Origin of the sequence: Domibacillus enclensis (assembly GCF_900156125.1) — a bacterium.
Lineage (GTDB): Bacteria > Bacillota > Bacilli > Bacillales > Domibacillaceae > Domibacillus > Domibacillus enclensis.
Genome location: NZ_FTLX01000014.1, coordinates 13,203 through 32,510 on the forward strand (window position 1 = coordinate 13,203; position 19,308 = coordinate 32,510).

Here is a 19,308-nt window from a genome sequence, read left to right on the forward strand (position 1 = left end):
GAACGATGAAGTTTCGTCGAAGTGAACGTATTATCGATATGACGCATTATTTACTGGAGCATCCGCATCAGCTCGTTTCCTTAACCGTGTTTGCGGAAAGATTTGGCTCGGCCAAGTCCTCCATTAGTGAAGACCTGGCGATTATTAAAGAAACATTTGAAAAACGGGGGATTGGCACGCTGCAAACAGTGCCGGGCGCAGCCGGCGGAGTGAAATTTTATGCCCGCGTGGATAAAGAAAGCGCGAAAGCCTTTATTTCTGAATTGTGCCGGCAGATTGAAAATCCAGGCCGTCTGCTTCCGGGCGGCTACTTATACATTATGGACTTGCTCGGGAATCCGGCGACCATGAATAAAATCGGCAAGCTTCTCGCTTCCGCTTATGCAGATAAAAAAATCGATGCAGTCATGACGGTAGCAGCCAAAGGAATTCCGATCGCACATGCCATTGCCGCGCATTTAAATGTGCCGGTTGTTGTTGTGCGCCGTGACAGCAAGGTAACAGAAGGCCCGACCGTCAGCATCAACTACGTGTCCGGGTCCACAAAGCGCATTCAGGCGATGGTACTGTCAAAGCGAAGCTTAAAAGAGGGATCAAAAGTGCTGCTCGTTGATGACTTTATGAAGGGCGGCGGCACGATCAACGGAATGATCAGCCTGCTGTCTGAATTCAACGCATCCGTAGCGGGGATTGCTGTGCTGGTTGAAGCCGCGTATCCAGACTGCTTAATTGATGATTACATTTCGCTCGTTAAGCTGCAGGATGTAAATGAAAAGAATGCAGCGATCACTGTTGTAGAAGGCAATTATTTTACGAAAAACATTGAATTTTTGGAGGGGACATCAGAATGAACATCGTCAACACAAAAAAAGCACCAGCCGCTATCGGACCGTATTCACAGGGGATTATTGTAAATAATTTGTTTTACAGCTCTGGCCAAATTCCGCTCACAGCAGAAGGCGGACTGGTTGAAGGAACAATCGAGGACCAAACGCATCAAGTATTCGCGAACGTCAAAGCGGTTCTTGAAGAAGCGGGCGCTTCTCTCGAAACGGTTGTGAAAGCAACGGTTTTCTTATCTGACATGAATGAATTCGCGCCGTTTAACGACGTGTACGGCGAATACTTCTCCGACCATAAGCCAGCCCGTTCATGCGTGGAAGTCGCACGCCTGCCGAAAGACGTGAAAGTGGAAATCGAAGTCATTGCCCTTGTGAAGTAAAAAAAGATTCACTATTCCATATGCAGCCATTAAAAAATCCGCCATGCTGGTTTTTTAATGGCTGAAATTTTTTTAGTTAAAAAAGAAGGAATATTGCAACGATTATGGAATTAATAGTTTATGCTTTTTTAAAAATGGGAAAAGGGGGTGAATATGCGTGGAAATTACAGATATAAGATTACGCCGTATCCAAACAGACGGAAGAATGAGAGCGATTGCGTCCATTACCTTTGACAGGGAGTTTGTGATTCATGACATTCGCGTCATTGAAGGGAATAACGGATTGTTTGTCGCCATGCCGAGCAAACGGACACCTGAGGGAGAATTCCGCGATATTGCGCACCCGATTAATTCAGGGACCCGCGGCAAAATTCAGGATTCAGTACTCGAGGAATATGAACGTGTATGCAAGTTGGAGAATGAAGACTTGGTTGCGCTTGAAGAAGCGTAATCTTGTTTTTTTTTGCCCAGGAGCCTTAATCCCAAAGAAGGCTCTTTTTTGCGTTGTCAATAATGTGTCATTTTGCGGCGATGATTGAAATAAAGCCGCATTTAAGATATATTCAATAGTGGATAATAAGGTGAAAAGAGTAGGAGGCCTTTTATGGCGAACATTTACGCGGTCATTTTGGCTGCCGGACAGGGAACGCGCATGAAGTCGAAATTGTACAAAGTGCTGCATCCGGTCTGCGGGAAGCCAATGGTGGAACATGTTATTGATCAAATCTCAGGTTTACATACAGAACAAATCGTGACGATTGTTGGGCACGGTGCTGAAAAAGTAAAAGCCCAGCTGCAGGACCGTTCTGCTTATGCATTGCAGGAAGAGCAGCTTGGCACGGCACATGCTGTTGTCCAGGCAGAGTCGATGCTTGGTGGAAAAGAAGGCATTACACTCGTTGTCTGCGGCGATACACCGCTTATTCAAACGTCAACGATGGAAGCACTCGTGAAGCACCACGAAGAAACAGATGCAAAAGCGACGATCTTAACCGCGCATGCTGAAAAGCCGGATGGATATGGCCGGATTATTCGCGGTGAAGACGGCTCTGTCAGCCGCATTGTTGAACACAAGGATGCATCTGAGACAGAACGCGCTGTGAAAGAAATCAATACAGGCACGTACTGCTTTGATAACAAGTCATTGTTTGACGCATTGAAAAACGTATCAAACGAAAACGTACAGGGTGAGTACTATTTGCCAGATGTCATTGAAATCTTAAAAGCAGCGGGTGAAACGATCTCTGCTTACCAGACCGACAGCTTTGATGAAACGCTCGGCGTAAATGACCGCGTTGCACTTAGTGAAGCGGAGCGCTTGATGCGGGCTCGGATTAATGAGCGTCATATGCGTGCAGGCGTTACGATTGTAGATCCGCAAAATACGTATATCGGACCGGACGTCTCAATCGGTTCAGACACAATCGTCCATCCGGGCACAATGCTGTCAGGCCATACGACGATCGGAGAAGACTGCACGATCGGACCAAACAGTGAGATTCAGCATTGTGAAGTAGGCAATCAAACGGTCATTCGCCAGTCAGCGGCCTTTGACAGCCGGATTGGCTCAAACGTTAACATTGGCCCATTTGCGCACATTCGTCCTCAATCCACACTTGCGGATGAAGTGAAAATCGGCAACTTTGTTGAAGTGAAAAAAGCCGTTTTCGGAAAAGGCAGCAAAGCGTCTCACTTGAGCTATATCGGTGATGCCGAAGTGGGCAGCGATGTGAATATTGGCTGCGGAACCATCACAGTCAATTACGACGGCAAAAACAAATTTTTGACGACAATTGAAGATGGTGCGTTCATCGGCTGCAACTCAAACCTTGTCGCACCTGTCACGGTGAAGAAAGGCGCTTACGTAGCAGCAGGATCGACGATAACGGATGAAGTGCCAGAGGAATCAATGGCGATTGCCCGTGCCCGCCAGGTGAATAAAGAAAATTACGTTCAAAAAATATTTCCAAAAAATGATTAAATCAGGACAGTGGAGGTCATCATGAGCAATCAGTATTTAGATCCAAATTTAAAAATCTTTTCGTTGAATTCCAATCCGGCACTTGCGCAGGAAATCGCCCAATTTATCGGTGTTGAGCTTGGAAAATGTTCCGTGACCCGTTTTAGCGATGGAGAAGTCCAAATCAACATTGAAGAAAGCATTCGTGGCTGCGACGTGTACATCGTCCAGTCGACAAGCGGCCCGGTAAACGAACACTTGATGGAATTGCTCATTATGATTGATGCATTAAAGCGCGCCTCTGCGAAAACCATTAATGTGGTTCTTCCGTATTATGGATATGCGCGTCAGGACCGTAAAGCACGGGCACGCGAGCCGATCACAGCCAAGCTGGTCGCGAACTTGCTTGAAACAGCAGGCACGACTCGCTTAATTACACTGGATCTTCATGCACCGCAAATCCAGGGCTTCTTTGATGTTCCAATCGACCATTTAATGGGCGTGCCGATTCTGGGTGAATACTTTCAGGAAAAAGGCTTGAACAAAGACGAAATCGTGATTGTATCACCTGACCACGGCGGCGTAACGCGCGCACGTAAGCTGGCAGACCGCTTAAAGGCACCGATTGCGATCATCGACAAACGCCGCCCGCGTCCGAACGTATCAGAGGTCATGAACATCGTTGGAAATGTAGAAGGTAAAATTGCGATTCTGATCGATGATATTATCGATACAGCCGGAACCATCACCCTCGCTGCCAATGCGATTTCTGAAAACGGCGCGAAAGAAGTATACGCGTGTTGTACACACCCTGTCCTGTCAGGCCCAGCGATGGAACGTATCGAAAACTCGAAAATCAAAGAGCTTGTCGTGACGAACTCCATTGCCCTTGCGCCTGAAAAGAAAACAGACAAAGTGGTTGAATTATCGGTTGCGCCGTTAATCGGTGAAGCGATTATCCGCGTTCACGAAGACCAGTCTGTCAGTACATTATTTGATTAATAGCATGAAGAAAGCCGGTGCCCGGGAGGTGCCGGCTTTTTTTCATCTTAGCCGGAGAAGAAGCTAACGCCGGTAAAATGAAAAAAGCGCCGATATCCTCCGTGCCAACGCCGGTATTTTAGTATATCAGCGTTAGCCAGTCATTTACCGGCGCCGCGAGAAATATACCGGCGTTGACCAGCTTTTATCAGCGCTAATCAGAATATATCAGCGGCAACAAAAGCTGAATGTATGCTTCAAGGTGAAAAACACCCGCTTTTTCCGGATGCAATGTTTAAAAAAAGAACGGGCGGGGAATAAACATCCTGTACACATAAAAAATCGGACGATTTATAAATCAGGAAGGTGAAGATCAGCTATGAGTAAATTACAAGCAAAAAAACGTGAGGGCTTTACGAGAGCAGCATTAACGGAAATCCGGACAGCAGGCTCGTTCCCGGCCGTTGTATACGGAAAAGGTGTGGAATCTGCGCCGGTATCGGTTGAAGAAACAGAATTCATTAAAGTGATTCGTGAAGTAGGACGCAATGGATTGATTTCATTAAACGTAGATGGCAAAACGCACGACGTTGTGCTGCAGGAATATCAGCAGGACCCAATCAAAGGCTTTATCGTGCACGCTGACTTTTTATCAGTGGACCGTTCTTCAGAAATCACATCGCAAGTACGTGTGGATATTGAAGGCGAAGCAGTTGGTGCGAAAGAAGGCGGCGTCATTCAGCAGCCATTGTTTGAATTGACTGTAACGGCGAAGGTTTCTGAATTCCCTGAGCACGTGTCTGTAGATGTGTCAGAGCTTGCCATTGGCGATTCGATCTCAGTAGGAGATATTCGTGACAAGCATAGCTTTACAATCGAGCATGAAGACGAAGAAACGGTTGTATCTGTTCTTCCACCGCAGAAACTGGAAGAAGAAACTGAGGATGCGGAAGCAGGCGAAGGATCTGAAGGCGAAGAGTCAGATGCATCTGCTGAAGAAGAAACGAAGGAAAGCTAATGACGTTCATCGAACAGGCAGAGTGATCTGCCTGTTTTTTTTGCATGCAGTCATGTATACTGAGGATAACTGTGAAAATTGAGGTGCAAACAAGCATGAAACTAATCGTTGGCCTTGGCAATCCAGGTGCTAAATATGCAGAAACTCGCCATAACATCGGATTCGACGTCATCGATGACCTGGCGAAGCAGCTGGGTGCTGAATTAACAGAAGCAAAGCATAAAGGCCTTTACGGCATTGCCCGTAAAGGAGCGGAAAAAGTCATTTTATTAAAACCGCTCACATATATGAATTTATCCGGTGAAAGCATTGGAGAAGTGATGCGCTACTATGATATCGATACAGAGGATGTCATTGTCGTGTATGATGATCTCGATTTGCCGCAGGGCAAGATCCGGCTTCGCCAAAAAGGCAGCGCGGGAGGGCACAACGGCATCAAGTCAACCATTGCTCATCTCGGAACAGATCAGTTCAAGCGCGTACGCGTAGGCATCGGTCGTCCGGATGGCCCGGTGAAAACCGTTGATTATGTGCTCGGCAAATTTAGCAGCGACGAAAGAGTTCTGATGAATGAAGCTGTTGAAAAAAGCACAGCAGCCTGTATCCATGCCATCGACCATACATTTATCGAAACAATGAACCAGTTTAATCAGTAAAGAAAGCGAAAAAAGCTTTGGGCGTATGCCCCAAAGCGTTTTTCTGTTTTGGAAAAAGGGGGAAGCGGTGGGGATGAACCATCTACTTGATTTATTTTTAAAAAATGACGAAGCAGCGTCCGTTATGAACGGAATAGAAGCCGGCATGAAGGAACAGCTGGCGGCGGGCTTGTCGGGCTCGCTTCGGGCTGTATTTGCGTCTGCTGCGCATCGAAAGCTTCAGCAGCCGGTTATGGTCATTACATACAACATGCTTCAGGCGCAGAAGCTGTATGACGACATCGTACAGTTTGTACCGGAGGAGCAGGTGTTTTTATACGCAGCCAATGAACTCATTGCGGCGGAAATCAGCATTGCGAGCCCTGAGCTTCGCGCTCAGCGGATTGAGATGCTCAACCATCTGGCGCTGCATGGAACCGGTGTTTATATCGTTCCGGTTGCCGGGCTGAAGAAACTGCTCCCGTCCAAGGATGTATGGAAGCGACTTCAAAAAACGTTTCACGTGGGAGAAGAAGTAGAACTCGACGAATTAAAGCATGAATTGGTCAAAATGGGCTACGAGCGGGCTGACATGGTGTATGCGCCAGGTGAATTCAGCATTCGCGGCGGCATCATTGACCTATATCCGCTTACCTCTGAGCATCCGGTCCGGATTGAGCTGTTTGACACAGAGATTGATTCCATTCGTACATTCGCACCGAACACGCAGCGTTCGATTGAAAACATGACATCCATCTTAATTGGACCGGCTGCGGAAATGCCGGCGGCAGCCGAAGAGTTGGCTTCACTGGCAGGCCGTCTTCAGGATGCACTGGATGACACGATGCAGAAGATTGGCAGCCCGGAGGTAAAAAAGCAGCTCACCGCGTTTATCGGGGCAGACATTGAAAAGCTCAAACAAGGCATCCGGATTAACGAGCTCGGCAAGTATACGTCGCTTTTGTACAATGAAACCGCTCTTGTCACCTCCTATTTGCCGGATAACGGTGTGGTTCTATTTGATGAAATGAGCCGGATAAAAGAAATCAGCGAGTCGCTGGAAAAAGAAGAAGCGGAATGGTATACCTCTTTGATCGAGGAAGGAAAAGCGGTGCACGGCTTAACCCTTGCGCATTCGCTGCAGGAAGCGGTAAAAGGAACGGCGCAGTCTTCCGTATACCTGTCTTTGTTTATGCGTCAAACTGCCGGCGGCAAGCCAGAAAACATCGTCAATTTCTCGGCACGGCCGATGCAAAGCTTTCATGGACAGATGAACGTGCTTGAAAGTGAAGTGGAGCGATGGAAAAAGTCCGCAACAACCGTTTTGTTTCTTGGGGAAACGCCGGAACGGGCCGAAAAAATAAAAGCAACGCTTCATGATTACGGCATGGAAATTACGATGCTTGAGGATCAAAATGAAGTCATTGAAGGGGTCGTGCAAACCGGCCCGGGTGCTTTAACGTCCGGCTTTGAATTTCCGCTCCTAAAGCTTGCGGTCATTACGGAGCAGGAGCTGTTTAATAAAAAAGCGCCAAAAAGCAAACGGCGCCAAAAGCTGTCCAATGCCGAGCGGATTAAAAGCTATTCCGAATTAAAAACGGGCGACTACGTCGTTCACGTCAATCACGGGATCGGGAAATACCTTGGCATTGAAACGCTGCAGATCAACGGCATTCATAAAGATTATTTGAAAATCAAATACCAGGGAACCGACGAATTGTTCGTGCCGGTTGATCAAATTGAGCTTGTCCAGAAATATGTCGGCTCGGAAGGCAAAGAACCGAAAATTTACAAGCTCGGCGGCAGCGATTGGAAACGGGTGAAAAAGAAAGTTGAATCGTCTGTTCAGGATATCGCCGACGATTTAATTAAGCTGTATGCCGAGCGGGAAGCAGCCAGAGGCTATGCATTTTCGCCGGACAGTGACATGCAGCGGGAGTTTGAAGCAGCGTTTCCGTATGAAGAAACGGAAGATCAGCTAAGATCGATTCAGGAAATTAAGCGTGACATGGAACGGGAACAGCCGATGGATCGCCTGCTTTGCGGGGATGTCGGCTACGGGAAAACAGAAGTGGCCATCCGTGCGGCTTTTAAAGCAACCGCTGATGGCAAGCAAGTTGCGATTTTAGTCCCGACAACCATTCTGGCGCAGCAGCATTATGAAACACTCAAGGAGCGGCTTCAGGACTTCCCGGTGAATGTGGGACTTCTCAGCCGTTTCCGCACACGCAAGCAGCAAACCGAAACGTTAAAGGGCATTAAAGCGGGAACCGTCGATATTGTGATCGGCACACACCGGCTTCTGTCAAAAGACGTGCAGTATCAGGATCTTGGCTTATTGGTTGTGGATGAGGAGCAGCGGTTTGGCGTGACGCATAAAGAAAAAATCAAGCAGCTGAAAACGAATGTCGATGTGCTGACGTTAACAGCCACACCGATTCCACGGACCCTTCATATGTCGATGCTCGGTGTTCGCGATTTATCGGTGATTGAAACGCCGCCTGAAAACCGTTTCCCAGTTCAAACGTACGTAGTGGAGCACAATCTGGGTCTCATCCGTGAAGCGGCGGAGCGGGAAATCGCCCGCGGTGGACAGGTGTTTTATTTATACAATCGGGTGGAGGACATTGAGCGCCGGGCCGATGAAATTTCCATGCTTGTGCCGGATGCCCGTGTAGCGTATGCACATGGCCAAATGACCGAAACAGAGCTTGAAGCGGTCATTTTGGGCTTTTTAGAAGGAGAATCTGACGTCCTGGTGACCACAACGATCATTGAAACCGGAGTGGACATTCCAAACGTTAACACGCTTATTGTGCACGATGCAGACCGGATGGGCTTGTCACAGCTGTATCAAATCCGCGGCCGCGTTGGCCGGTCCAACCGCGTTGCGTATTCGTATTTTATGTACCGGAAGGACAAAGTATTGTCTGAACCGGCGGAAAAGCGTCTTCAGGCGATCAAGGAGTTTACTGAGCTTGGCTCCGGCTTTAAAATCGCGATGCGTGATTTATCTATTCGCGGTGCCGGTAATCTGCTCGGCTCCCAGCAGCACGGGTTTATTGATTCAGTCGGTTTTGATTTGTATTCACAAATGCTGAAAGAAGCGGTTGAGCAAAAGCAGGGCAGCGGAGCAGAGCAGAAAGTGCCTGTATTCGAGGTGGATGTGACGATTGACGCGTATATTCCGGATGCCTATATTACAGACAGTGCTCAAAAAATTGATATGTACAAACGGTTCCGTTCAGCAGACTCCTTTGATGAAATTGCCGAGCTGAAGGAAGAAATGACCGACCGCTTTGGCGACTATCCAGCGGAAGTAGCCGATTTGTTTAAAGTAGCCGAAATGAAAATCCATGCGGCGAAAACCAAGCTGGAATCCATTAAGCAGTCAAAGGATACCGTGACGATTTTAGTGAGCGAAGAAGGCACAAAGGAAATCGATGGCTCGAAGGTCTTTGCCATCTGCAATACGTTTGACCGTATGTGTGGACTCGGCATGGACGAAAACCGACTGAAAATTACCATTGATGTGAAAAAAGCGCCAGAGCAAGGCTGGTTCAGCGCAGCCTTTGATTTAATTAAAGACCTGGAAACCGCAAAAAAATAATGGCGGCCCGTGCATAGAATGCCTCTCTATGAAAGATACTAACGCCAAGAAATGGCTTCGATATTTTGATGGTGAAAGAGAGGCAGTCTACGATGAAAGCGACAGGTATTGTAAGACGCATTGATGATCTGGGCCGTGTGGTCATTCCAAAAGAAATTCGCCGTACCCTTCGAATCCGAGAAGGCGATCCACTGGAGATTTTTGTGGACCGGGATGGCGAAGTGATTTTAAAGAAATATTCTCCATTTACAGAGCTGGGCGACTTTTCACAGGAATATGCCGAGGCGCTAAACAGCAGCTTGAACTATTCCGTTTTAATTTGTGACAGAGACACCGTCATATCCGCTGCCGGTGTGAAAAAAAAGGACTTTCTGGAACGGAAAATCGGCTCGATTGTAGAGTCTGTGATTCAGGAACGGCGTTCAGCAGAAAGCAACGAAAAGCACAGCGTCGAATTAACAGACGGCCGGACAATTGAAGTGGAATCGTACTTTATTACACCGATTATTGCGGCGGGCGACGCCATTGGAGCGGTTGCGCTGTTTTCAGAGGACCGGTCTGCAGGAGAAGCCGAGCAAAAATCTGCGTTTGTGGCCGCCGCTTTTTTCGGCAAGCAAATGGAGCGATAAGCAAGGAAAGAAGCGTCTTACAGTCGGCTATGCCGGCTTCGAGACGCTTCTTTTTCTTTTCAAAAAGGAAAAAAATGAGTAGAGTAGTCAAAGAGGTGGTTTCGTGGAAGCAGAAAAGTCCTTGTTAAAAGGCGCGGTCTTGCTTACTGTGGCAGCGTTATTTGTGAAAGTATTAAGTGCGGTCTATCGTGTACCGTTTCAAAATATTGTCGGGGATACCGGCTTTTATATTTACCAGCAGGTGTATCCGTTTTACGGCATTGCGGCAGGACTGGCGGTTTCAGGCTTTCCTGTTGTTCTGTCCCGCATCGCGGCGGAACCGGACGAGAGGCGAAGACAGGTCGCTTTTCACACCGCTTTTCTAACGATTGGCCTGATGGGCATTGCAGCGTGTTTGACTGTTTTCTTTAGTGCGGGCTGGATGGCGGCAGCAATGGGGGACCGGGCCCTCACTCCGCTTATTCAATGGAGTGCGTTTTTTTTCTTGTTTATTCCGTACATTGCGGTGAAGAGAGGGCTGTTCCAAGGGAGCGGCAATATGATCCCGACGGCTTCTTCTCAAATGGTGGAGCAGACTGTGCGGGTCGCGGCGATCCTTTTGTTTTCCTTCTTTATCGTTTTCTCAGACCGGTCTTTGTACGAGGCAGGGCTCGGTGCGGTTGTCGGATCCTTGCTCGGGATGGCGGCATCTTCCATTGTTTTGTTTACACACAGCCGGGGAAAAAAACCGGCGATTTTGTTCCTATTTGACCGCCGCATGGCAAAGATGATCGTTACACGCGGTACGGCTGTTTGTTTGTCGGCATTGACGCTCATTTTTTTGCAGCTGGCTGATTCCTTCCAGGTATACAGTGGTCTCGTCGCTTCTGGAATGGAGGAAGAGATGGCGAAAGGGTGGAAAGGAATTTATGACAGAGGCCAGCCGCTGCTGCAGCTCGGCGTTGTGGCGGCTGTCTCGATTTCACTGACGATTGTGCCTTTGATCTCAAAAGCATGGAAGGAACAAAATCGTCAAGGAGAGGCCGTGTTCAGCCGGCTGGCGCTGAGAGTAAGCTTTGCGCTAGGGCTGGCCGCGTCAGCAGGGCTTGCGGCTGTGATGGTGCCGCTGAATACAATGCTGTTTAAAACAGCAGATGGCTCAGGGTTTTTAGCTGTATTCGGCTTGTCGATCTTTTTTTATTCCATCATGGCGACGATGAACGCCGTGTTTCAAGGAAGAGGAAACGATTGGGTGCCAGCCACTGCAACCGTGCTCACCGTTTTTGTTAAATGGGGAGCAAATGCCGTTCTGATTCCGTCCTACGGCTTGTATGGTGCGGCTGCAGCGACGTCAGGATCGATTCTCACTGGTGTTGTGTTCCTGCTCATCATGTGGAAAAAAAACCGCTCCTCGCTTTTAACGGGTGTGTTTGTCGCCAAAACAACAGCAGCAGCGGCTGTAATGGCGCTTGTTGTATTTTTGTTTATTCAGATCGTTCTGCCGGCTGATTCCGGCAGGCTGGCGAGTGGACTGGCTGCCGTAAGCGGGGCACTGCTTGGCGCCTGTTTGTTTTTCATTTTCATGATAAAATGGAGAATATGGAATGACGACGATTTACGTGTTTTGCCGTTTGGCGATACGCTTGCCAGACGCGCAAGGATGTGGACGAAAAGGAAGTGAACACGATGACGAATCAAATTACCATCGTCGGGCTCGGGGCCGGCGACTTGGATCAAATGCCTTTAGGTGTGTACCGCTTGCTGACAGGGGCCAAAACCGTCTGGCTTCGAACGGTGGATCATCCTGCAGTGGAGGAGTTGCAGCAGGATGTAGTGTGCCAGAGCTTCGATTATGTGTACGAAAAACACGATGATTTTACCAGTGTATATGAGGAAATCACAGCCGAGCTTTTGGAAAAAGCCATCCATGAACCGGTTTTGTATGCTGTTCCAGGCCATCCGATGGCTGCTGAAAAAACCGTTCAGCTGCTGCTGGAGGAGAAAAACAAAGGAAATGCGGACGTTGTTATTGCCGGTGGACACAGCTTTTTAGATGCGCTGTTTACGAGTGTGGAAGTGGACCCGGCGGACGGATTTCAGCTGCTTGACGGCACGGCGCTGCAGCGGGAGGACCTCCATATTTTCAGTCACATCATCATTGCGCAGGTGTACGATGCATTTGTGGCATCCGATGTAAAGCTGACATTGATGGAGAAGTACCCGGACGACCACCCGGTCACGATTGTCACCGCAGCCGGCAGCAAGCAGCAGGTGATTCGGACCGTGCCGCTTTGGGAGCTGGATCGCGGTATGGAGCTGAACAACATAACGAGCGTTTATGTGCCGCCCGTTCAGCACGAACAGGATACATACCGGGAGTTTTCTGTGCTGCGGGGTGTGATTGCCCGGCTGCGCGACCCGGAAAGCGGCTGTCCGTGGGATGTAAAACAAACCCATTCTTCGCTGAAGAGATACTTGCTGGAGGAAGCCTATGAGCTTTTTGAAGCCATTGACAATGAAGATGACGACGAAATGGCGGCGGAGCTTGGCGATGTGCTGCTCCAGGTGCTCCTTCATGCTCAAATTGGCGAAGACGAGGGCATGTTTACGATCGAGGACGTGATTCAGTCCACAACGTCTAAAATGATCCGCCGGCATCCGCACGTATTCGGTGACGCAAAAGCCGAAACAGCGGAGGATGTGAAGGCGAACTGGCAGGAAATCAAACGAGCTGAAAAAGGACGGGCGCCCGAGCGGGTATTAGATGGCATTCCAAAAGGCCAGCCGGCAGTCATGGAAGCGTACGACCTGCAGAAAAAAGCCGCTAATGTGGGCTTTGACTGGCCGGATGCAGAAGGCGCCATGGAAAAAGTAAAAGAAGAGTGGGCCGAGTTTTTAGCGGAAACGGAATCAGGCGACGCCGACCATCTTCGCGACGAGTTCGGTGATGTGCTGTTTACGCTGATCAACGTCGCACGCTTTTATGATATCCATCCGGAAGAAGCGCTTGAAGCGGTCAACCGAAAGTTCCGCCGCCGCTTTGGTTTTGTGGAGGAACAGGTGCAAAAAAGCGGAAAGCCGTTTTCCGCGTTTACATTAAATGAACTTGACGCATTTTGGCATGCAGCGAAAAAGGAGGAAAACCAATTATGAGACTCGATAAATTTTTAAAAGTGTCACGTATTATCAAGCGCCGCACGCTGGCAAAGGAAGTCGCAGATCAGGGCCGGATCTTGATCAACGGAAACGAAGGAAAAGCAAGCTCCAGTGTAAAAGTGGGCGATGAACTGACCATTCGGCTCGGACGCCGCGTCATGACTGTGCAAATCGACAAGCTGCTTGATACAACCAAAAAAGACGAAGCCGCCGGCATGTATACCATCCTCAAAGAAGAACAGCTCGGCGAATAACCGAAGGAGCCGTTTCCAAGGGTTCTTTTCATATTTTGCCTGCTTGCAGCATAAAATGGGCTGTAAAGGGGATGGATGCGATGGAGATGAAGCAGGACCATACCGTAAAGATGGACGGGCGTAAAAGCGTTGAATTAACAGGTGTTCTGCAGGTGGAGCGTTTTGACAGCACAGAATTCTTAATTGAAACCGTCATGGGGAAATTAAAAGTGCGTGGAACAGGGCTGAAGATGAAGCATTTTGACACGGTGAATAAAAAAGCCGCCATTGACGGCCGGATTTCGGCTTTTATGTACGTGGACAGCGGAAGTGGAAAATCCTTTTTTAAACGGTCAACATGAGCCTCGGCACGCAATTCGACACCGCTATCGTGATGATGGGAATGGGCCTTTGCTTTGGGGTGCTGCTGGACATTTATTTGCGTATTCGCCCTGAGCGCTCAGGAATGGTGTATGTCACAGACATTCTCTTTTGGATGAATTATGCCATTTTGCTTTTCAGCGCGCTTTATCGGGTGAACGATGGGGTCGTCCGCCTGTCCTTTTTTCTTTTCTGGCTTGCCGGCTGCCTGATCTACGTAACAGGACTTCGCGTTTTTATTCTTCCCATCATAGACGGTTTCTTTTTTTGTCTCCGTCTTATTTACCGGATAGTGTATACGATTATTCGCCTTTTTTTCGTCCTGCCGCTCCTTTTCCTGGCCAATTGCATGGTTTCTCTTGCCAGAATGAGTAAGTTTCTATTATTATGGGTGGGAAAGGTATTGTTCGTACGGCCGTGGAAGGCGATCGGCCGCAAAAGAAAATAACAGCTGGAGGACATGTCGATGCGCGGATTGAATAAAGAAAAAGTCGCTTCATTAAAAAATACATTTAGCCTGACAGAAGAAAAAAAATCGATGTTTAAGATGCAGCATAAACAAAAGCTAATGAGACGATTAGCTGCGTTTGCCGTCGTAGCGCTTGTCGTTCTAGGAACACTGCTGTCCGGGATTTTAACGCAGGTAAGCACGCTGAGCGGCCAGGAGCAGGAGCTGGCAGAGTCGAAGCAGCTGCTCCAAGAGCTTGAAGAGCAGCAAAAGCAGTCCGAAGAAGAGCTGGTTCGGCTGCAGGATGATGAATACATTGCAGAACTGGCCCGGAGAGAGTATTTTTACTCGGAAAATGGAGAAATTATCTTTAATATTCCGACAGAAACTGAAAATACACAGAATACAGAACAGTAAAGAAAGCAGTGTCATGTTGACACGCTTTTTTTACGTACTATAATAATAAGTAAAGCTCGAACAATTTTAAGGAGGAACAATTTTTTTATGTCAATCGAAGTGGGCAGCAAGTTACAGGGTAAAGTAACCGGCATTACAAAGTTTGGCGCATTCGTCCAACTGCCGGAAGGTTCGACGGGTCTTGTTCATATTAGTGAAGTGGCGGATAATTACGTCAAGGATATTAATGATCACCTGACAGTCGGCGATGAAGTGGAAGTAAAGGTTTTGAACGTAGAGAAAGACGGCAAAATTGGCTTATCGATTCGTAAAGCAAAAGATAACCCGCCGCCGCAGACACAGTATCGTCCTCGTCCACAACGCCAGGGTGATTTCCGCCAAAAAGGACCACGCGGTGGCGGTCAGCCTCCCGTTGAGAACTTTGAATCGAAAGTGGCCCGTTTCTTGAAAGACAGTGAAGAACGCATTTCTACATTGAAGCGTCAAACAGACTCACGCCGAGGCGGAAGAGGCGGAAGACGCGGATAACGCTGCTCCCTGTCGATTCTATATAGAACGAAATCGCATACCTGTTACAAGTCCTGAATACGATAATTCAGGGCTTTTTTTCTTTGTCAAAGAGAAAGGGGGGCTTTTTTGCGTATTCAGGAAATAAAGGTGGCCCACTCCTCTATTCCGTTAATCAAGCCGTTCATTACCTCGTTAAGAAGCGCCACATCCGTTGACTGCGTCCGGATTTGTGTTGTGCTTGAAGACGGAACAAAGGGATGGGGAGCGGCTTCTCCGGCAGCGATGATCACAGGTGAAGGGCTGCAGGGGATCAAGTCGACCATTCAAGCCATAATTGCACCGCTTCTAATCAACAGGGAGATTGAGCAAATCGCGGCGTTATCGCAAGTGATTGGAGGGTCCTGCGTCGGCAATGGAAGTGCCAAAGCCGGTATGGAAATTGCGCTGTTTGACGCGTATGCGAAAAGCTTGAAAATCCCGCTTTATCAGCTTCTGGGCGGTCAAACGAATAGCCTTCAAAACGATTTGACTATCAGCTTAAACAATAAAGACCAAATGGTGCTGGAGGCAAAAGAAGGCATAAAACAGGGATTTACAGCGCTGAAAATAAAAGCAGGGCTGGATTGGAAAAAAGACTATGGCAATCTCATCGCTATACGCGAAGCAGTGGGTCCTTCTATTGAATTACGAGTGGACGCCAATCAAGGCTGGACGAGGAAAGAAGCCGTTCGAATCATTCATGCCTGGGAGGCTGCGGCAGCAAACGTTGACATTGTAGAGCAGCCGGTGCGGGCAGAGGATTTTGCCGCATTAAAATTTGTGACAGACAATGTGAATACGCCGATTATGGCGGATGAAAGTGTTTTTTCACCAGAGCAGGCGATGCGGCTTATTCAGATGCAGGCCGTGGATTGGCTGAATCTCAAGCTGATGAAAGCCGGCGGTATCTTCAGGGTGATGCAAATTGCGGATATCGCACAAGCCGGCGGCATTCCCTGTATGCTCGGCAGCATGATGGAAAGTGTCACAAGTGTAACGGCAGCGGCTCATATTGCTGCTGCTCACCCAAACATTCAAAAGATTGACCTGGATGCCCCGCTCTGGCAGAAAAACAGATCGGAAAGAGGACCGTTTCAAGGCCCGGCGATTCAGTTAACAAGAGCTCCGGGATTGGGGCTGCCTGATGCGGAAATATAAAAAGAACCGGCGAGCAATTGCTCGCCGGTTCTTTTATGAGATGACCCCTACGGGATTCGAACCCGTGTTACCGCCGTGAAAGGGCGGTGTCTTAACCGCTTGACCAAGGGGCCGGAATGAAAATGGCCTTCAGGTCGATTCACCGGTTTATCCCGTGATGGCATAAACCGAAAGGTGAATGGACATGCATGCTTTTTTATAGCGGCGGAGGGGATCGAACCCCCGACCTCACGGGTATGAACCGTACGCTCTAGCCAGCTGAGCTACACCGCCAAGTAGTGAATGCTGTAACAGCACAAAATCTATAATAACGGCGGGGCGAAAAAAAGTCAACACTATTTTTCATAAATAGTTATTCTAAATTTGTCGAACGATTTTTGGAACGGAATTCCTTCTTTTGACAAAGTTTGAAGGGGGCTTCTCTTATACTTCTCGATAACGATAAAAAAGGAGTGGTTTTGTGCAAAGAGCGGAGCTGGGAATGTCGGGAGAAGCGGTATTGGGCCAGGTCTTTGAAAAAGGAATGGCGGGGAAAATGGCCTTTATTCTGCTGGATCGCGGATGGATTTTGGTGCCGGCCGGCTTTTTGTTTGGACGGGCGCTGCTGCTGTCGCAGCTGTCGCCATTTGCGCTTTCCTTTTTTGCAGCGGTGCTGATGATGAAAAAAGAAGTGGGCCCACGGGTATTTCTTGCGGTGTTAGCAGGCGCGCTAACCGTTTCAACAGTGCAGGCAGCAGTTGTGTTTTCGCTGCTGTTTGGCTTTCTTCTGATGCACAGGCTTTTTCGGACACTTCATAAAGGCGAAACAGCACCGGTTCCATTCTTCGTTTTTTTTACGACCATTGTGGTGAAAAGCGTCTTTTCGTATATCGTCAATGGCTCCGCGTTCGTTCCGGCCTATGACCTGGTTCTGGCTGCAATTGAAGCCTCTCTTGCCTTTGTGCTGACGCTTATCTTTATGCAGTGCATGCCTTTTTTATCCCTGTCAGGCCGAATTCGGACATTAAAAACAGAGGAATGGATCAGCCTGCTCATTGTCTTTGCATCGGCGGCAACCGGCATGGCCGGCTGGATGATTGGCTCTCTCGAAGTCGATCATATTGCGGCACGCTATCTGGTGACAGCGATTTCTTTCCTGTCAGGTGCGGCATTTGGTTCGGCCGCCGGTGTGGTGAGCGGGCTTATTTTAAGCTTAGCCGGTGTGAATGACTTTCATGAAATGAGTATTCTGGCGTTTGCGGGACTGCTCGGGGGCTTATTTAAAGAGTGGAAGCGAAGCGGTGCGATTGCGGGACTGATGACCGCTACCGTCTTGGCCGGTTTTTACGGAGAAGGCAATGTGACAGATATGGCCGCTTTGTATGAATCAGCTGCGGCCGCTGTTTTATTATGCTTAACCCCTAAATTGTGGACAGACCATTTGTCTAAGTTAATTCCAGGCACAGCCGAGCATTCCATTGAACAGCAGCGTTATTTGCGAAAGGTGAGGGATGTGACCGCGAATCGAATGGAGCAATTCTCTGATTTGTTTGATGCACTGTCAGGCAGCTTTGCACAATCTGTCCAGCAGGAAACGGCAGAGCGGGAGGTGGATTTATTTTTAAGCGGCATCACGGAAAAAACGTGCCAGACATGTTTTAAAAAAGAACAGTGCTGGGCGTATCAATTTAATGAAACGTACGAGCTCATGAAAAATATACTGGAGGATGCAGACAGCGGGCAGGAGGTTCTTTCGCCGCACCTGGCCAAGGAGCTGGAACAGTACTGCTTCCGTCCGGCACGCGTTGAAGCAGAGATTCGCTCGCAGCTGACGTATTACCGGGCAAACAAAAAGCTAAAGCAGCAGATGAAGGAAAGCCGGAAAATTGTGGCAGAGCAGCTTGAAGGCATGTCCAAGGTGATGAGGGATTTTGCTGAAGAAATGAAGCGGGAGGAAGAAACGCACATCACACAGGAAGAAAAAATTACAACGGCCATTGAATCGTTTGGGATGGAAATAACGGATATTCGCGTATTTAGTGTTCAAAAAGGAGGAGTGGACATTGAAATGACTGTACCGTATTCGAAAGGACATGGAGAAAGTGAAAAGATCATTGCGCCTATTTTATCGGACCTGTTAAATGAATACATTATTGTGGTGGACGAGCAGCAGGACGGCTCAGGGGTTCGCAGCATCTTCCGGTCCGCCACAGCCTTTAGAGTCGTGACAGGCCTCGCGCACACCGCAAAAGGCGGAGGGCTCATATCGGGGGATTCCTTTTCAGCGATTGAAATTGGGACAGGCAAGTTTGCCATTGCGATCAGCGACGGAATGGGCAACGGGGGCCGTGCACATGATGAAAGCAGTGCGACGATCCGGCTGTTAAAGCAAATTTTACAATCCGGCATTGAAGAAACGGTCGCCGTTAAATCGATCAACTCGATTTTGTCTTTGCGCACAAATGATGAAGTCTTTTCGACGCTGGATTTGGCGATTATTGATTTGCAGGATGCGCGCACCGTGTTTTTAAAGGTCGGTTCTGCCCCAAGCTTTATTAAACGGGGCGATCAAGTCTTAAAGGTCGAGGCAGGAAATGTGCCAATCGGCATCCTGCAGCAGTTCGAAGTGGAAACGGTCCACGAGCAGTTAAAATCAGGTGATCTGCTTATAACGATGAGCGACGGTGTGTTTGAAGGACCGGAGTTTATCGAAAACGCCGACGTTTGGATGAAGCGAAAGATTAAATCGATTGATACCACCGATCCACAGGCTTTTGCGGATTTGCTGATGGATGAAGTGATTCGAACGCAGTCAAACGAAATAAAAGACGATATGACTCTTTGTGTGGCGCGCATTGAACATAACGTACCGGAGTGGGCGGCGATTCCGATTTATGATATTGAGCCTGCCGAGAAAAAGAAAAAAAAGCCAGACCGCCGCCGTGCTGTATAA

Annotated in this window: 18 protein-coding genes and 2 tRNA genes; 18 read left to right on the plus strand and 2 right to left on the minus strand. The window is 48.5% G+C overall.

From position 1 onward, the window contains the following. Window positions 1–5 precede the first annotated feature (5 nt). The 17 genes from purR (at window position 6) to BW952_RS18310 (ending at window position 16,376) form a co-directional block, all read left to right on the plus strand. A complete protein-coding gene (purR, locus tag BW952_RS18230; protein WP_045850856.1) occupies window positions 6–851 on the plus strand; it encodes a pur operon repressor in 846 nt (281 codons plus the stop codon). After that, window positions 848–1,222, plus strand: a complete 375-nt coding sequence (locus tag BW952_RS18235; protein WP_045850857.1) for a RidA family protein — start codon at window positions 848–850, stop codon at window positions 1,220–1,222. Before purR ends, BW952_RS18235 begins: the two co-directional genes overlap by 4 nt. Before the next feature lie 157 nt (window positions 1,223–1,379). Continuing rightward, window positions 1,380–1,673 (plus strand): septation regulator SpoVG, encoded by a 294-nt coding sequence (spoVG, locus tag BW952_RS18240; protein ID WP_045850858.1) that lies wholly within the window; start codon window positions 1,380–1,382, stop codon window positions 1,671–1,673. A gap of 153 nt (window positions 1,674–1,826) precedes the next feature. Continuing rightward, window positions 1,827–3,203, plus strand: a complete 1,377-nt coding sequence (gene glmU, locus BW952_RS18245; protein WP_045850859.1) for a bifunctional UDP-N-acetylglucosamine diphosphorylase/glucosamine-1-phosphate N-acetyltransferase GlmU — start codon at window positions 1,827–1,829, stop codon at window positions 3,201–3,203. A 21-nt stretch (window positions 3,204–3,224) separates the two neighbouring features. Further along, window positions 3,225–4,184 (plus strand): ribose-phosphate diphosphokinase, encoded by a 960-nt coding sequence (locus BW952_RS18250; protein ID WP_045850860.1) that lies wholly within the window; start codon window positions 3,225–3,227, stop codon window positions 4,182–4,184. A gap of 358 nt (window positions 4,185–4,542) precedes the next feature. After that, a complete protein-coding gene (locus BW952_RS18255; protein WP_045850861.1) occupies window positions 4,543–5,181 on the plus strand; it encodes a 50S ribosomal protein L25/general stress protein Ctc in 639 nt (212 codons plus the stop codon). Between the two features lie 95 nt (window positions 5,182–5,276). Further along, window positions 5,277–5,837, plus strand: a complete 561-nt coding sequence (gene pth, locus BW952_RS18260; RefSeq protein ID WP_045850862.1) for an aminoacyl-tRNA hydrolase — start codon at window positions 5,277–5,279, stop codon at window positions 5,835–5,837. A 73-nt stretch (window positions 5,838–5,910) separates the two neighbouring features. Then, a complete protein-coding gene (gene mfd, locus BW952_RS18265; protein ID WP_045850863.1) occupies window positions 5,911–9,426 on the plus strand; it encodes a transcription-repair coupling factor in 3,516 nt (1,171 codons plus the stop codon). A gap of 92 nt (window positions 9,427–9,518) precedes the next feature. Next, window positions 9,519–10,055: a stage V sporulation protein T gene (spoVT, locus tag BW952_RS18270; RefSeq protein ID WP_045850864.1), complete on the plus strand. Its 537-nt coding sequence runs from the start codon at window positions 9,519–9,521 to the stop codon at window positions 10,053–10,055. A 103-nt stretch (window positions 10,056–10,158) separates the two neighbouring features. Continuing rightward, complete coding sequence (locus BW952_RS18275) at window positions 10,159–11,715, plus strand: putative polysaccharide biosynthesis protein (protein ID WP_045850865.1); 1,557 nt, start codon at window positions 10,159–10,161, stop codon at window positions 11,713–11,715. A gap of 5 nt (window positions 11,716–11,720) precedes the next feature. Beyond that, window positions 11,721–13,187: a bifunctional methyltransferase/pyrophosphohydrolase YabN gene (gene yabN / locus BW952_RS18280; protein WP_045850866.1), complete on the plus strand. Its 1,467-nt coding sequence runs from the start codon at window positions 11,721–11,723 to the stop codon at window positions 13,185–13,187. Then, window positions 13,184–13,444: an RNA-binding S4 domain-containing protein gene (locus tag BW952_RS18285; protein ID WP_045850867.1), complete on the plus strand. Its 261-nt coding sequence runs from the start codon at window positions 13,184–13,186 to the stop codon at window positions 13,442–13,444. The genes yabN and BW952_RS18285 overlap by 4 nt, the downstream gene beginning before the upstream one ends. Window positions 13,445–13,524: 80 nt before the next feature. Further along, window positions 13,525–13,785, plus strand: a complete 261-nt coding sequence (locus BW952_RS18290; RefSeq protein ID WP_231581383.1) for a YabP/YqfC family sporulation protein — start codon at window positions 13,525–13,527, stop codon at window positions 13,783–13,785. Beyond that, window positions 13,782–14,252: a spore cortex biosynthesis protein YabQ gene (gene yabQ, locus BW952_RS18295; protein ID WP_052698443.1), complete on the plus strand. Its 471-nt coding sequence runs from the start codon at window positions 13,782–13,784 to the stop codon at window positions 14,250–14,252. Before BW952_RS18290 ends, yabQ begins: the two co-directional genes overlap by 4 nt. Before the next feature lie 18 nt (window positions 14,253–14,270). After that, the gene (locus tag BW952_RS18300; protein ID WP_045850869.1) at window positions 14,271–14,669 is read left to right on the plus strand and encodes a septum formation initiator family protein; all 399 of its coding nucleotides are present in this window, start codon (window positions 14,271–14,273) and stop codon (window positions 14,667–14,669) included. A gap of 87 nt (window positions 14,670–14,756) precedes the next feature. Further along, window positions 14,757–15,197 (plus strand): S1 domain-containing RNA-binding protein, encoded by a 441-nt coding sequence (locus tag BW952_RS18305; protein WP_045850870.1) that lies wholly within the window; start codon window positions 14,757–14,759, stop codon window positions 15,195–15,197. A gap of 108 nt (window positions 15,198–15,305) precedes the next feature. Then, entirely contained in the window at window positions 15,306–16,376 is a 1,071-nt protein-coding gene (locus tag BW952_RS18310; RefSeq protein ID WP_045850871.1) for a dipeptide epimerase, read from the plus strand. 41 nt (window positions 16,377–16,417) lie between these two features. On the opposite strand, the gene BW952_RS18315 is transcribed toward BW952_RS18310, so the two are convergent. Both BW952_RS18315 and BW952_RS18320 read right to left on the minus strand, forming a co-directional pair. Further along, a tRNA-Glu gene (locus BW952_RS18315) sits at window positions 16,418–16,489 on the minus strand. Window positions 16,490–16,575: 86 nt separating this feature from the next. Then, window positions 16,576–16,649: transfer RNA gene (locus BW952_RS18320), tRNA-Met, on the minus strand. Window positions 16,650–16,836: 187 nt separating this feature from the next. Between BW952_RS18320 and spoIIE the strand changes: the two genes are divergently transcribed. After that, complete coding sequence (gene spoIIE, locus BW952_RS18325) at window positions 16,837–19,308, plus strand: stage II sporulation protein E (protein ID WP_052698444.1); 2,472 nt, start codon at window positions 16,837–16,839, stop codon at window positions 19,306–19,308.